We start from the raw sequence: 12,624 nt of genomic DNA on the forward strand, positions 1-12,624 counted from the left end.
GACGACCAGATCCGGTCTTGAAATTTAGGGGATTGGCCGCCTCCGGTTCCCAGCTTTGCGCTGGTCTCCCTCGCGGCGACTTAGAAAACAATACACCCACCCGGCCCCCGCCGCAACTCCACCCCCCACACCCGCCCCACCACCCAAAAACCCCGCCACCACAGCCCAAAACCACCCACCACACACCCCACCACCGGCCCCGCCCCGCAAACCAGCACTATGCCGTGCATCACCGCCAAGCAGCCAACCAGCGCCGCCGGCCCGGCGGCCGGCATGGCCGCCCAGGCATCGGCAACCAAGCGTTAAACGCGAGAAGGGCCGGCAACCATATGGTTGCCGGCCCTTCTTCAAGCCACTGGCTTCAGGGGTACTGAATTACCAGGAAGACTTCGTGATGCCCGGGAGCTCACCGCGGTGAGCCATGTCGCGGAAGCGAACACGGGAGATGCCGAACTTCTGGAAGGTACCGCGCGGACGGCCATCGATGATGTCGCGGTTACGCAGACGTACCGGTGAGGCGTTGCGGGGCAGCTTCTGCAGGCCGAGGCGAGCAGCTTCGCGTGCTTCGTCGGTTGAGTTGGGATCAACCAGAGCCTTCTTCAGTTCGAGGCGCTTTGCAGCGTAACGCTCGACGATGACTTTACGCTGTTCGTTCTTAGCGATCATTGACTTCTTAGCCATGTGTTTAGCGCTCCTCTCGGAATTCGACGTGCTGGCGGATTTTGGGGTCGTACTTCTTCAGGACCAGACGGTCCGGGTCGTTACGACGGTTCTTGCGCGTCACGTAGGTGTAACCCGTGCCCGCGGTCGACTTCAGCTTGATGATCGGACGTACGTCCTTATCCTTTGCCATTAGAGCTTCACTCCTCGTGCCAGGATGGCGGCGACGACTACGTCAATGCCGCGCACGTCGATGGTCTTGATGCCACGCGCAGAGACCTGCAGGGTGACATTACGGCGCAGGGACGGAACCCAGTAGCGCTTCTTCTGGATGTTCGGGTCGAACCGGCGCTTGTTGCGACGGTGCGAGTGCGAAATGCTGTGTCCAAAGCCCGGCTCGGCTCCGGTCACCTGGCAGTGTGCTGCCATGACGACTCTCCTAAAAATAAATGAAACGGCTAACGGAGTTCCCGCTGACCGTGCGTTAAGCGGCGTCCGCATCCGGCTCCCTCCCCCAACCATCGGTTCCGCAGGATTCAGGCAGACGGCGCAAACCGTCTGGTTCCTCAATTGCGGCGAAGATTGTGGGCCACGGGCACCTGACGCTGGCGGTCCGTTGGACAGCCATCGCGAAGTGCCGGGATGCTGGGCGAATACAGGAATGCGCGCAACTTGAGCCCCTAACTACCGGCCTCCAGGACCGTCGACTATCTTCACGGGTCCTGCCAACCGGAGCAATTGCGCACGCTCCGCGCCACCTAGCGCCTACCAAGTCTACGAGTTCGGCGATTTAAAGACCAATCCATCGCTGAATGGTGTATAGGACAGTGCCCCACAGCCAGTCCCAGAAGAAGACCGGGCCCCTCCGAGGTCATATGCCCGACGAAGCCTTTTCACAGCCAAATGATAGGCAGCAAGGCGATTCTGGGTCCATGAACACACAACTTCTGACGAGCCGTCCCGGGGTTCGCCGCAGCTCCCGTGGCGCTGTGAACCCCTTCAGCGGGCAGCACCGGCGGCGGTTGCTGAGAGCGGATCTGCTGACGGTCCTTTTTTGGGCGTCCCTGGCGGGCGCCGTCGCTTTGTGGCTGGCCGACGGCGGAATGGCCGGCTTCTCGACTCCGGCCGGCTCCTTCACCGCACTTGGGATTGTGGCCGGCCTCGCCGGCATGGACCTGGTGCTTCTCATGCTGCTACTCGCGGCCCGTATCCCGCTGATCGACCAAACTGTCGGCCACGACCGCGCCCTCGAGTTCCACCGCAAGCTGGGCAAGCCCGCTTTGTACCTCCTGCTCGCGCACGGGATCCTGATTGCGGTCGGCTACGGCATGGCCGAAGGACTGGATCCTGTCAGCGAGGCGGTTGCGCTGTGGGTCCTCGTGCCGGACATGTGGCTGGCCTACATTTCCATGGTCCTGTTCATCGCCGTCGTCGTCACCTCCCTGGTAGCCGTCCGACGTCGATTCCCGTACGAATGCTGGTACGCCGTCCACCTCCTGACGTACGCGGCCGTCCTGACCGCGCTCCCTCACCAGTTCAGTGTGGGCGGCCTCTTTGCCGAAGGCACCTGGCAGCGCTGGTACTGGCTGGCACTGTGCATTGCAACGGGCGCCGCGTTGCTCTACTACCGCGTGGCCCAGCCGCTGGTGGCAACGTTCAGGCACCAGCTGACCGTCAAGCGGGTGGTGCGGGTGGCCCCCGGGGTGGTGAGCATCGAAATGTCCGGCCTGTGCCTGGACCAGCTGGCGGGCAGCGGCGGCCGGTTCTTTATCTGGCGGTTCCTGGCTCCCGGGCTGTGGTGGCACCCGCATCCGTTCAGCCTGTCCGCCGATCCCGTCAGTTTCGACGCCGCCGGCCAGGGCACGCTGAGGATCACCGTCCGTAACCTGGGCGGGGGTTCGGCCCAGCTCGCGTCGCTGAAGCCCGGCACCAAGGTGGCGCTGGAGGGTCCGTACGGGCTGTTCAGCACGGCCGCGCGGAGCCGCAACCATGTGGTTATGGTCGGTGCCGGAATTGGCATTACGCCCATCCGCGCCCTGCTGGAGAGCACGCCGTTCCAACCCGGGAACGCCACCGTCATACTCCGCGGCCACAGTGAATCCGAGCTTTATCTGGGCGAGGAAATCCTCGGTCTCTGTCAGCAGCGCGGAGCCACACTCTTCCACCTGACCGGCTCCCGCCCTGCCGGCGTCCGGACCTGGCTGCCGGAGAGCTCCGCACGTGCCGGCCACCGGCTCGCCAGTTATGACGCGAAGGTCGCCGATGCTGACGTGTACGTCTGCGGCCCCGCCGCCTGGGCGCAAAGCGTGCTTGAGGACGCCCGCGCCGCCGGCGTCCGGGAAGACCAACTCCACTACGAAAGGTTCGACTGGTGAGAACCCGCGCAGCAGTTTCAGCAGCCCTGGCTTCCGCCGGCATCCTTATTGCCGGCTGGCAGTCCGGCGTCCACATAGCCGATACCAGCAACTCCGTCGCGAGCGTGGCGGCCGGCACCACCAACACCGGAACCGAAGCGTCGGGCGCCGGCACGTCGGGCACGGACGACGCAACAGCTTCTTCCGGCTCGTCGGCCGGGGGCACCACGGGAGCCTCGGCCAAGGCCGTGGGGACGTACGCCGGCTCGGTCGTCCAGACCCGGTTCGGCTCCGTCCAGGTGCAGATCACCGTGCAGGCCGGAAAGATCACTGACGTCACGGCGCTCCAGCTGACCGATGCTGAACGCAAGTCCGTGCAAATCAGCAACCGGGCGGCCCCGCTCCTGCGCGCCGAGGTGCTCCAATCCCAATCCGCGAACGTGCAGACCATCAGCGGCGCCACCGTGACTTCCGACGCGTACTTGAACTCCCTGCAGGCGGCCCTCGATGCAGCCAACCTCTGAGCTGGGTGGCTCCGCCCTGAAGGCCAGGACGTTTGGCTCCATGGGCACCGTCATCAGCCTGACCGTTCCTGCCAGAGCCTTGGGAACAGCGGCCGTCCCCGGCACAGCGGGCGGGGAGCGCGTGCTCGACGCCGCGGCTGCCGCCGTCGAACGTGTGTTTGCCCGCGCGGATGCAACCTTCAGCCTGTACCGCCCCGATTCGGAGGCCAGCCGGCTGGCGCGCGGGGAGCTGTCCCTTCGGGACTCATCCGCAGGGATGCGGGACCGCTACGCGGAGGCGCTCAGCTGGCGGCTCAGGACGGGGGGCGCGTTCTCCCCGGAGCGGCCCGACGGCGTACTGGACCTTTCCGGGCTCATCAAGGGCTACGCGGTCGGGCAGGCCGGCGAGGCGCTGCGGAGCCGCGGAATCACCGACTGGTGCCTGAATGCCGGCGGCGACGTGCTGGTGATGGGCTCGCCCGTGCCGGGCAGCGGAACCTCGTGGGCGGCCGGGGTCGTAGACCCGCTGGACCGCTCGGCACTGCTTTCCGCCTACGGGCTGGGCGGACCAGGCACCCGGCGCGCCCTTGCGACGTCGGGCTCGGCGGAGCGGGGTGACCACATCTGGGCCGCGGGCTCCGGGGGCTGGGCCGCGGGCTCCCCCGGCGCCGAGTTCGTCCAGGTCTCCGTGGCTGCGGCAGATATTGTCACGGCAGATGTGCTAGCGACGGCGATCGTGGCCGGCGGGACGGCGATGCTGCACCGGGCCACCGACGGTTGGGAGATCGATGTGCTCGCCGTCCGCCGCGGCGGGGAGCTGCTCGCGACGCCGGGGTTCCGCGCCTAGGGTGCCGTTCTAGAGGTGGGTCAGCTGGCCGTACTTCGGCTCCAGGCCGTCGCCGGACGACTTGCCGGTCACTCGCCGGACAACCCACGGGCCGGCGAATTCGCGGACCCATCGGGCATTCGCGCGGAGGGCGTCCACCCTGCTCAGCTCAGGCACCGGTGTCATGGGCGGGACGTCAATCGAGTGCTCGTGTGCCAGCACCGTGAGGACGCGCTTGGCCATGTTCGCGTGGCCGGCGGCGGACATGTGCATCCGGTCCGTGGCCCACATGCCCCAGTCGTAGTACTCGCTGAAACGCCAGTAGTCGACCAGCAGGGCACCGTGGTCCCCGGCGATGCCGCGGACCAGCTCGTTGTAGATTGCGGTTCGGCCGCGCATGGTGCCGAAAATCTTGGAGCCCCGCGCATCGAACCCGGTAAACATCACCACGGTGGCGCCGGTGGCCGCGAGCCTGCGGATTCCGGCGTCGTTTTCGGCCAGCAGGTCATCGATGTCGATCTTGGGCCGGAGGATGTCGTTGGCGCCGGCGTAGATGCTGACCAGGGTGGGTTTGAGTGCGACGGCGGCATCCACCTGTTCGGCCAGGATCTGTCGGAGTTTCCGGCCGCGGATGGCAAGATTCGCGTACCCGAAGCCGGGATCGGCGGCGCCAAGCCCCTCTGCCACCCGGTCCGCCCAGCCCCGGACTCCGTTGGGCCGGGTGGGGTCGTCGTCGCCGACGCCTTCCGTAAAGGAGTCTCCAAGGGCTACATAGCGGGACGTGAAATCCATGAATCCAGTCTGCCAGCAGTTGCCGTGAGCAACAAAGACGGGACGACCGACGTCGGACGGACTGCGGCGCATTTAGCTTTCGCGCCTAGTTGTCGCGCAGGATCCAGTGGTCGTCGTCGAGGCGGGCCACGATCTTTTCGCCGATCCGGGCCAGGTCCGCGACGTCCTTGGGGCTCAAGGCGTCGAGGAACAGTGACCGGACCGCCTCGACATGTCCCGGAGCGAGCTTCACAATCGTCTGCATCCCGGCATCGGTCAGGTGTGCCGTGGTGACGCGGGCGTCGCCGGGGTGCGGCCGGCGCTCAAGCCAGCCGCGATTCTGCAGCTTGGTAACCACATGGGAGAGCCGGGACAGGGAGGCGCTGGTGCGCGCGGCGAGCTCACTCATGGGCAGGAAGCGCCCCTCGGCCTCGGACAGCATCGCCAGCACGTTGTAGTCGAACAGGGAGAGCTTGCCCGCGGCATGGAGCTGGGTATCCAGGGCGGCCGGCAGCATGGTGTTGATGCTGAGCTGGGCCAGCCAGGCCCGGCGTTCGTCGGCGTTGAGCCAGCGGGGTTCGGTCATGGCTACATTCTAGGAGACTGGAAGCTTGACGATTCAACTTCAGCCTGGGTAATTCCAGAAAACTTCCGGCCTGTCCGCGGCCAGCTACCGGTAGGCTGGCCGCATGTACGTAGTCTCCCTGACATACAAGGTCCCTGAGGACATTGTGGAGTTCCATCTTCCGGCGCACGTGACGTGGTTGCAGGCAGCCTTCGACGACGGCGTCTTCATGGTCGCGGGGCGCAAAATCCCCCGCACCGGCGGCCTGTTGCTCTCCAACGCGGACCGGGCAAGCCTCGACGCTGCCCTGGCCAAGGACCCGTTCTACGTCAATGGTGTGGCCGAATTCGAAGTCATGGAGTTCCATGCCAACAGGGTGGCTCCGGGCTACGAAAACCTGCTGGACAGCTGAGTCCCGGCGGCTACCCGGGGCCCTGGCCGCTGGCACGCTGATTCTGCAGCAGCTTCTTCAGGCCGCCCTTGCGCGGGACCCGCACGGGTTCAGGCCAGCGCGGCCGGAGCTGGTCGCCGAGGGTGACGCCGCGGAGCTTGCGTCCGAACAGGGGCAGCACCCAGTCGTGGACCCAGCGGCGCTGCCGGCGTTCCCACTCCCGCAGGCCCGGTTTCACCGGCGGCTCCCATTCCTTGGGCTTGATCTTGTGGGGCACGCCGAGATGATCCAGGACCTGTGAGGCAAGGTATTTATGGCCTGCCTTGGACATATGCAGCCGGTCCGAATCCCACATCCGCGGGTCATGGAATGCCTCGAAGCGCCAGTAATCCACCAGCACGGCGCCGTAGCGGCCGGCGATCTCGCGGACGCGCCGGTTGTAGAAGGCGTTCCGTTTCTTCAGCGGCTCCAGCAGGGCGGAGACCTTGACGTCGAAGCCGGTGAACAGCACCAGCGTTGCCCCCGTGCCGGCGAGCGCAGCCACCAGGGCCTCATAATCCCGCATGACGGCTCCGATGTCGGTCCCGAAATCCAGGATGTCGTTGCCGCCCGCGTACAGCGTGACCAGCGTCGGCTCCATGGCCACGGCGGGACCAAGCTGTTCGGCGATGATGTGGCGCAGCCGTTTGCTCCGGATGGCCAGATTGGCGTACTCCCACCCCGGCTGCGCCTTGGCCAGCTTCTCCGCCACCCGGTCGGCCCAGCCCCGCACGCCGTTGGGGAACCGGGGATCGTAGTCCCCCACGCCCTCGGTGAAGGAATCCCCCAAGGCAACAAAGACCCGCCGCCCACCCCGATCCGGAAGCAAAGGAAATGAACGCACCCCACCAAACTAACCACCGCAAAAAGCGGCCAGGGAAAGGGGAGGTTAACCCAAGGTGAGAACTGCCCAGCGAGCCGCAGTCGCCGGCCTACATAGGAGCGCACCGAAGGCGAGAACAGCACCGCGAGCGGCGCTGCTTTGCAGGGAGCGCACCGAAGGTGACCCACCCCCAAGACCGCAATCGCCGCTTTGCGAAGGAGCGCATCGCCGACTAAGGCCGCCCGCGGCCGCAGGAGGTGTCTAAGCGACGGCAAAGCAGCGATTGCGGGCGAAGCCAGCACACCGGGAGCGACGGCAAGTCGGCGGCGGAGGCGGAGTCGGCAGAGCCAGACCGCACCGGAGGCTTACAGCTCGGCTTTCCCCTGCCGCCAGTACCCCATGAACGCGACCTGCTTCCGGTCGATCCCCACGTCCCGCACCAGGTACCGCCGCAACTCCTTGACGGTGCCCGCTTCGCCGGCGATCCAGGCGTAGAACGGCAATGCCCCGGCGGGTTTGTCCGGGTTTTTGCTGGCTCCGATCGCCGCGGCGTCCATCTGGGCGGGGGTCTCCCAGAGGATGTCCTGGTCCACGTTCACGTCATCGGGTTCCGGGCCGGCCCCGCCGGCGGCGGCCTTGATGCCCACCCAGCCGGGTTCGGGAACGGCGGCGCGGACGGCCTCCCGCAGGAGTTCGCCGTGCGGGCGTGAGCGGCCAATCGAGGCGCCACGTGCCAGCCACGTGATTTCGACGTCGGCGTCCGACAACAGGCCCTGGAAGTCGCCGGCCTCGGGGACTTCCAGGAACGCGTGCCCGCTCATGTACGACGGGAGGCTTTCCAGGATGGCGCTGATGGCCGGAACAGCGGTCTCGTCACCGGCAAGCAGTACCCGCTGGGCCAGGCCAGGCCGCCATTCGATGCCGGAGTAGGTCTCCGCCGTGACACAGTGCGCGGCCCGGTTGTTGGGTCCGATGATCGTAAGGGCGTCGCCGGGCTTGGCGTTCAGGGCCCAGTTCGCGGCGGGTCCGCCGTTGCCGGCGGCGTCGAAGTGCAACACGAAGTCGACGTCGATCTCCGGGTAGACGGAGTCAAGGCGTTCCTGCCGCACGGTGTAGGTGCGCATGGAACCGCGGATCGCGGGATCCATGGCCAGCCACTCCTGGTACCAGCCGGACTGCTCCATCTGGAACACCGGCAGCGGCAGCTGGGTGCCGTCCGTGGCGAGGGACGGGATCATCAGCTTCACGCGCAGGTCCAGGGTTTCGCCGTGGACGCCGAAGTCGCGCAGGGAGTATCCGCCGAAGGTGACGCGGCGGAAATTGGGGCTGAGCTGCTGCACCGCGGCCACCGTCACGTCGAACGCCTGGGTCATCGGTTGGGTGGCCGGTTGGTCGCTGACCGCCGAGGGCGTGCGGCGTCCCCGCGCCCGGCTGATGTCTGCTGCCTTGGTATCCGTTGCACGGCTGTCTGTTGCGCTGCTGTTAACTGCCCTCATGGGACCAACTCCAGGGTTGCTGTTTCGGCTTTTGGGAACTCGGTGTGGTGCCGGCCGAGCGGAATGATCAGTGGCGTGCCGGAAATGGGATCGGGCAGCACCCGCGAGTCCAAGCCGAAGACGTCGCGCACCAGGTCCTCGGTGACCACGTCGGCGGCGGTGCCCTCGGCCACGATCCTGCCGCCCTTCATGGCGATCACGTGGTCCGCGTACCGGGCCGCCAGGTTCAGATCGTGCAGGACGATTGCCACGGTGGTGCCGCGCTGCCGGTTCAGGTCCGTGATCAGGTCCAGGACCTCCACCTGGTGGGCCAGATCAAGGTAGGTGGTGGGCTCGTCGAGCAGGAGCACCTCGGTTTCCTGGGCGAGCGCCATCGCGATCCGGACGCGCTGGCGCTGCCCGCCCGAGAGTTCGTCGACGTTCCGCCCGGCGAGGTCCAGCGTTTCGGTGGCTTCGAGTGCGCGCTGCACGGCAAGATCGTCGGCCGCGCTCCAGCTGCGGAAGAAGCCCTGGTGCGGGTAGCGGCCGCGGCCCACGAGGTCCCGGACCAGAATACCGTCGGGTGCGGTGGGGTGCTGCGGGAGCAGGCCGAGGATGCGGGCGAGTTCCTTGGCCGGGCGGGAATGGATGTCCTTGCCGTCCAGGGTGACGGTACCGCCGGCCGGTTTCAGCAGCCTGGACAGGCCGCGGAGGAGCGTGGATTTGCCGCAGGCATTGGCGCCCACGATCATTGTCACCTTGCCCTCGGGGATCTCCGCCGTGAGGCCTTCCACCACCCGGCGCTGGTCGTACTGCAGCGTCAGGTCCTTGGCGTTGAGAACTGCCATGTCAGGCGTCCTTTCGGTTGGCTGTGACCAGAAGCCACAGCAGGAACGGGGCTCCCAGCGCCCCGGTGACCACCCCGACGGGAAGGACCGTGCCGTCCAGCAGCAGGGGGGCGATGTTGGCGGCGAAGTAGTCCGCGGCGAGGACAATCAGGGCGCCGACGAACGCGCCGGCGGGAAGGCTGGCCTTGCCGGTGAAGCGGCGCGCGATGGGGCCGGCCAGGAAGGCGACGAAGGCCACGGGCCCGGCGGCTGCGGTGGCGGCGGCGGCCAGGGCGACGGCAACGGCCACCACGCCCAGCCGGGTGATGCCCACCCGGATGCCGAGTCCGGCGGCGGCGTCGTCCCCCAGTTCCAGGATGCGGAGCGGCCCGGCGAGAACGCCGACGGCGGGCACCAGGACCAGCAGCGCCAGCGCCAGCACTCCGGCGCGGTCCCAGCTGGCTGAGTTCAGGGATCCGTTCAGCCAGATCAGGGCGTCGGCCGCAGTGCGGATGTCGGTCCGCGTCATGAGGAAGTTGACCACGGCGTTCAGTGCCGCGGCGATGCCGATGCCGGCCAGGATGAGCCGGCTTCCGGCCGCGTTGCCGCGGTTGCCGCCGCCTGATCCGAAGGAAGCGCTGCGGGAGATTGTGTAGATCAGGACGGCTACGGCCAGGGCACCGCACAGTGCCGCACCGGAAACCGCTGCTCCGGAGGCGCCGAAAACGACGATGGCGGTGACGGCGGCCGCGCTGGCTCCGTAGCTGATGCCGATCACGTCCGGGCTGGCCAGCGGGTTGCGCAGCATGGTCTGGAAGAGGGCGCCCGAGAGCCCGAAGGCAATCCCGATCATGGTGCCGATGACTGCCCGCGGCAGCTTGTTCTCCATCACGATGAAGCTGGCGCCGGGGATTTTCTCGCCACCGGTGAGGTGGGCCGTGAGGATCCTGACGAAGTCCGGGATGGTGACGGTGTAGCTGCCCAGCAGGATGCTGACCGCGAGGAGCACCACGACGGCAAAGGCCAGCAGAGCCGTCGGGCTCATCAACACGCTGCGCAGCGGCCTCCCGTTGGCGCAGACCGGGTGGGCGGAATCTGCCAGTTCGCGCTCCGCGGGGGCGTGGTCTCCCAGCTCGTGCCTGACGCTGGCGAGGTCTGCCTTGCTCATAGCCCTGCCCCTTTCCCGCGGCGGACCAGCCACACGAAGACAGGCGCTCCCACCAGGGCCGTCATGATGCCCGCGGGGACTTCGCCGGGGAGCAGGATGACACGGCCCACCACGTCCGAAAGCAGGAGCAGCGCGGGCGCCAGGACCAGCGAGAAGGGCAGGATCCAGCGGTAGTCCGGGCCGGTCAGGAAGCGGACAGCGTGAGGCACCACCAGGCCGACGAATCCGATCGGCCCGGCCAGTGCCGTGGCCGAGCCGCAGAGCAGCACAATGCCCAGCGCGGTGACGCCGCGGGCCAGGCCGACGCGCTGGCCCAGGCCGCGGGCGATCTCGTCCCCGAGGGCCAGGCTGTTCAGGATCCGTCCGGTAAACAGGACGATCAGTGCCCCGGCGGCCAGGAACGGCAGCCCGGGCAGCACTACCGACCAGTCCCGGCCGGCAATCCCGCCGACCTGCCAGAAACGGAACCGGTCCAGGGTGTCCTGGCTGGAGACCAGGACGACGTTCATCAGGGAATACAGCCCCGCGCTCAGGGCCGCGCCGGCCAGGGCCAGCTTGACCGGCGTCGCCCCGTCACGTCCCATGGACGCGATCAGATAGACCACGACGGCGGCCGTTGCGGAGCCGATGAACGCGAACCAGATGTAGCCGCTCAGGGACGAGACGCCAAAGACGTAGATCCCGGTGACGACGGCGAGGGCCGCACCAGCATTGACGCCGATGATGCCGGGGTCTGCGAGCGGGTTGCGGGCCACGCCCTGCATGGCCGCGCCCGCCAGCCCGAGGGCGCCGCCGACCAGCAAGCCCAGCACGGTGCGGGGGATGCGGGCGTGGATGACGGCGTGGTTTCCGTCGGCGGGGTCGAACTGCGTCAGCGCCTGCCAGACGGTGCCGAGGGGGACCCCGCGGGCACCGACAGTCAGGGACGCCGCACAGACCACGACAAGTACGACGGCGGCGGCCAGCAACCAGGCGGCCTGCTTTGCGGGGGCTTTCTTCCCAGCGGGGGCGCCAGATGCGCCGGGCACACGGGCGGCGGGCGCCGTCGTCGTACTGTTCGTCACGGGGAGCGTGTTACTTCGCCGCGGTGACTTTGTCCGCGGCGTCGGCCAGCTGCGGCAGGAACGTGTCCAGGGACCACGGCAGGCTCAGCGGCGAGGAAGCGGAGATGGACAGCGTCAGCGTGTTGTTCGAGTCGGCCACCAACGCGCCGGTCTTGATGGCCGGGATCTGGCCCAGCAGCGGGTCAGCCTTGATGGAGTCGGTGGTGGCTGCATCCGGCACCCAGGTCACGAAGATGTCGGAGTTCAGTTCGTTGGCCTTTTCGGCGGACCACGGGATGAAGAACTCCTTGGAGCCCTTGGAGTTGTCCTCCACAACGGCTGCGAGCTTCATGCCGATCTCGCTGAGGAAGCGGGGACGGTTGTCGTTGGCCGTGTAGACGTTGACGCCGTCGCTCTTGTCCGGTTCCAGGTTGCCGTAGATGAAGGACTTACCGGCGATCTGCGGGTATTTGGAGACTTTGTCCTTGATGGTGGCCTCGGTGTCGGACACCAGCTTGGCGGCTTCGGCTTCCTTGCCAAGGGCCTTGCCGATGATGGTGGTGGAGTCCTGCCACGGCGTGCCGTAGGCGACCTCCGGCTGCGCCACGACGGGGGCGATTTCGCTGAGCTTCTTGTAGTCCTCCTCGGTCAGGCCGGAGTAGGCACCCAGGATGACGTCCGGGTTCAGCTTGGCGATCTCGGTGAAGTTGATGCCGTCAGCCTCGGAGAACTGGACGGGGGCCTTCGCCGAGCCGAAGCCGGCGCCGAGCTTCTCCAGGGCGGCGTCCTTCCACGGCGTGGAGCCCTTGTCGTTGCCGCCCCATTCGTTCTTGGGGACGCCCACGGGAACCACGCCGAGGGCGATCGCGACGTCGTCGTTGACCCAGGACACGGTGACCACGCGCCTGGGCAGCTCCTTGATGGTGGTCTCGCCGAAGACGTGCTTGATGGTCACCGGGAAGGCGATGCTGACCGGCTGGGAGGGAGCGTCCGCCGCCGTCGAACTCGCAGGACCGGTCGAGCAGGCGGTCAGGGTCAGCGCGACGGCGGCCAGAAGGGCCGCGGCCCGCCCTGCGGTCTTGCGGAGGCGGCGGCCGGCGGGGCGGCCGGCGGAACGGGGGAAGACGGCGGAAGCCACGGAACTCCTTAGGTAAGTGATGCAAACCTAAGTAAGGCTAG

The 12,624-nt window shown here is 67.4% G+C and carries 15 protein-coding genes; 4 read left to right on the top strand and 11 right to left on the bottom strand.

The features are described 5' to 3' along the window. Positions 1-375 precede the first annotated feature (375 nt). The 3 genes from rpsN to rpmB are packed head-to-tail and all read right to left on the bottom strand — an operon-like array spanning position 376 to position 1,089. The gene (gene rpsN, locus AC1DZQ_RS17190) at positions 376-681 is read right to left on the bottom strand and encodes a 30S ribosomal protein S14 (protein WP_043485315.1); all 306 of its coding nucleotides are present in this window, start codon (positions 679-681) and stop codon (positions 376-378) included. A 4-nt stretch (positions 682-685) separates the two neighbouring features. Next, on the bottom strand, positions 686-853 hold the full coding sequence (rpmG, locus tag AC1DZQ_RS17195) for a 50S ribosomal protein L33 (protein WP_003798558.1): 168 nt from the start codon (positions 851-853) through the stop codon (positions 686-688). Then, positions 853-1,089 carry a 50S ribosomal protein L28 gene (rpmB, locus tag AC1DZQ_RS17200; protein WP_011693744.1) on the bottom strand — a complete coding sequence of 79 codons (237 nt, stop codon included), beginning with the start codon at positions 1,087-1,089 and terminating at the stop codon, positions 853-855. Before rpmB ends, rpmG begins: the two co-directional genes overlap by 1 nt. A gap of 503 nt (positions 1,090-1,592) precedes the next feature. Between rpmB and AC1DZQ_RS17205 the strand changes: the two genes are divergently transcribed. The 3 genes from AC1DZQ_RS17205 to AC1DZQ_RS17215 are packed head-to-tail and all read left to right on the top strand — an operon-like array spanning position 1,593 to position 4,364. Then, positions 1,593-3,035 carry a ferredoxin reductase family protein gene (locus AC1DZQ_RS17205; RefSeq protein ID WP_476964630.1) on the top strand — a complete coding sequence of 481 codons (1,443 nt, stop codon included), beginning with the start codon at positions 1,593-1,595 and terminating at the stop codon, positions 3,033-3,035. After that, a complete protein-coding gene (locus AC1DZQ_RS17210) occupies positions 3,032-3,538 on the top strand; it encodes an FMN-binding protein (RefSeq protein WP_476964631.1) in 507 nt (168 codons plus the stop codon). The genes AC1DZQ_RS17205 and AC1DZQ_RS17210 overlap by 4 nt, the downstream gene beginning before the upstream one ends. Positions 3,539-3,578: 40 nt before the next feature. Beyond that, positions 3,579-4,364: an FAD:protein FMN transferase gene (locus AC1DZQ_RS17215; RefSeq protein WP_476964705.1), complete on the top strand. Its 786-nt coding sequence runs from the start codon at positions 3,579-3,581 to the stop codon at positions 4,362-4,364. 9 nt (positions 4,365-4,373) lie between these two features. Here the strand turns inward: AC1DZQ_RS17215 and AC1DZQ_RS17220 are convergent, their stop codons facing one another. Together AC1DZQ_RS17220 and AC1DZQ_RS17225 are read right to left on the bottom strand one after the other, a co-directional pair. Beyond that, a complete protein-coding gene (locus AC1DZQ_RS17220; RefSeq protein WP_476964632.1) occupies positions 4,374-5,135 on the bottom strand; it encodes an SGNH/GDSL hydrolase family protein in 762 nt (253 codons plus the stop codon). Positions 5,136-5,220: 85 nt separating this feature from the next. After that, entirely contained in the window at positions 5,221-5,700 is a 480-nt protein-coding gene (locus AC1DZQ_RS17225) for a MarR family winged helix-turn-helix transcriptional regulator (protein WP_476964633.1), read from the bottom strand. 103 nt (positions 5,701-5,803) lie between these two features. Between AC1DZQ_RS17225 and AC1DZQ_RS17230 the strand changes: the two genes are divergently transcribed. Further along, positions 5,804-6,091, top strand: coding sequence for a YciI family protein (locus AC1DZQ_RS17230; protein ID WP_018776102.1), 288 nt, complete (start codon positions 5,804-5,806; stop codon positions 6,089-6,091). A gap of 10 nt (positions 6,092-6,101) precedes the next feature. Here the strand turns inward: AC1DZQ_RS17230 and AC1DZQ_RS17235 are convergent, their stop codons facing one another. The 6 genes from AC1DZQ_RS17235 to AC1DZQ_RS17260 form a co-directional block, all read right to left on the bottom strand. Further along, the gene (locus AC1DZQ_RS17235; protein ID WP_476964634.1) at positions 6,102-6,953 is read right to left on the bottom strand and encodes an SGNH/GDSL hydrolase family protein; all 852 of its coding nucleotides are present in this window, start codon (positions 6,951-6,953) and stop codon (positions 6,102-6,104) included. Positions 6,954-7,297: 344 nt separating this feature from the next. Continuing rightward, positions 7,298-8,305 carry a siderophore-interacting protein gene (locus tag AC1DZQ_RS17240; RefSeq protein WP_476964706.1) on the bottom strand — a complete coding sequence of 336 codons (1,008 nt, stop codon included), beginning with the start codon at positions 8,303-8,305 and terminating at the stop codon, positions 7,298-7,300. 119 nt (positions 8,306-8,424) lie between these two features. After that, the gene (locus AC1DZQ_RS17245; RefSeq protein ID WP_476964635.1) at positions 8,425-9,255 is read right to left on the bottom strand and encodes an ABC transporter ATP-binding protein; all 831 of its coding nucleotides are present in this window, start codon (positions 9,253-9,255) and stop codon (positions 8,425-8,427) included. A 1-nt stretch (position 9,256) separates the two neighbouring features. Further along, entirely contained in the window at positions 9,257-10,279 is a 1,023-nt protein-coding gene (locus tag AC1DZQ_RS17250; protein WP_476964707.1) for a FecCD family ABC transporter permease, read from the bottom strand. Between the two features lie 119 nt (positions 10,280-10,398). After that, on the bottom strand, positions 10,399-11,466 hold the full coding sequence (locus AC1DZQ_RS17255; protein ID WP_476964636.1) for a FecCD family ABC transporter permease: 1,068 nt from the start codon (positions 11,464-11,466) through the stop codon (positions 10,399-10,401). Positions 11,467-11,476: 10 nt separating this feature from the next. Continuing rightward, positions 11,477-12,583 (bottom strand): iron-siderophore ABC transporter substrate-binding protein, encoded by a 1,107-nt coding sequence (locus AC1DZQ_RS17260; RefSeq protein ID WP_476964637.1) that lies wholly within the window; start codon positions 12,581-12,583, stop codon positions 11,477-11,479. Positions 12,584-12,624 lie beyond the last annotated feature (41 nt).

The organism is Arthrobacter sp. P1_C12_2, assembly GCF_056406415.1.

What these genes read in the sequence shown, in the direction of transcription:
- rpsN (WP_043485315.1), bottom strand. Translation starts at nt 681, where the DNA reads ATGGCTAAGAAGTCAATGATCGCTAAGAACGAACAGCGTAAAGTCATC.
- rpmG (WP_003798558.1), bottom strand. Translation starts at nt 853, where the DNA reads ATGGCAAAGGATAAGGACGTACGTCCGATCATCAAGCTGAAGTCGACC.
- rpmB (WP_011693744.1), bottom strand. Translation starts at nt 1,089, where the DNA reads ATGGCAGCACACTGCCAGGTGACCGGAGCCGAGCCGGGCTTTGGACAC.
- AC1DZQ_RS17205 (WP_476964630.1), top strand. Translation starts at nt 1,593, where the DNA reads ATGAACACACAACTTCTGACGAGCCGTCCCGGGGTTCGCCGCAGCTCC.
- AC1DZQ_RS17215 (WP_476964705.1), top strand. Translation starts at nt 3,579, where the DNA reads ATGGGCACCGTCATCAGCCTGACCGTTCCTGCCAGAGCCTTGGGAACA.
- AC1DZQ_RS17220 (WP_476964632.1), bottom strand. Translation starts at nt 5,135, where the DNA reads ATGGATTTCACGTCCCGCTATGTAGCCCTTGGAGACTCCTTTACGGAA.
- AC1DZQ_RS17225 (WP_476964633.1), bottom strand. Translation starts at nt 5,700, where the DNA reads ATGACCGAACCCCGCTGGCTCAACGCCGACGAACGCCGGGCCTGGCTG.
- AC1DZQ_RS17230 (WP_018776102.1), top strand. Translation starts at nt 5,804, where the DNA reads ATGTACGTAGTCTCCCTGACATACAAGGTCCCTGAGGACATTGTGGAG.
- AC1DZQ_RS17240 (WP_476964706.1), bottom strand. Translation starts at nt 8,305, where the DNA reads ATGACCCAGGCGTTCGACGTGACGGTGGCCGCGGTGCAGCAGCTCAGC.
- AC1DZQ_RS17245 (WP_476964635.1), bottom strand. Translation starts at nt 9,255, where the DNA reads ATGGCAGTTCTCAACGCCAAGGACCTGACGCTGCAGTACGACCAGCGC.
- AC1DZQ_RS17250 (WP_476964707.1), bottom strand. Translation starts at nt 10,279, where the DNA reads ATGAGCCCGACGGCTCTGCTGGCCTTTGCCGTCGTGGTGCTCCTCGCG.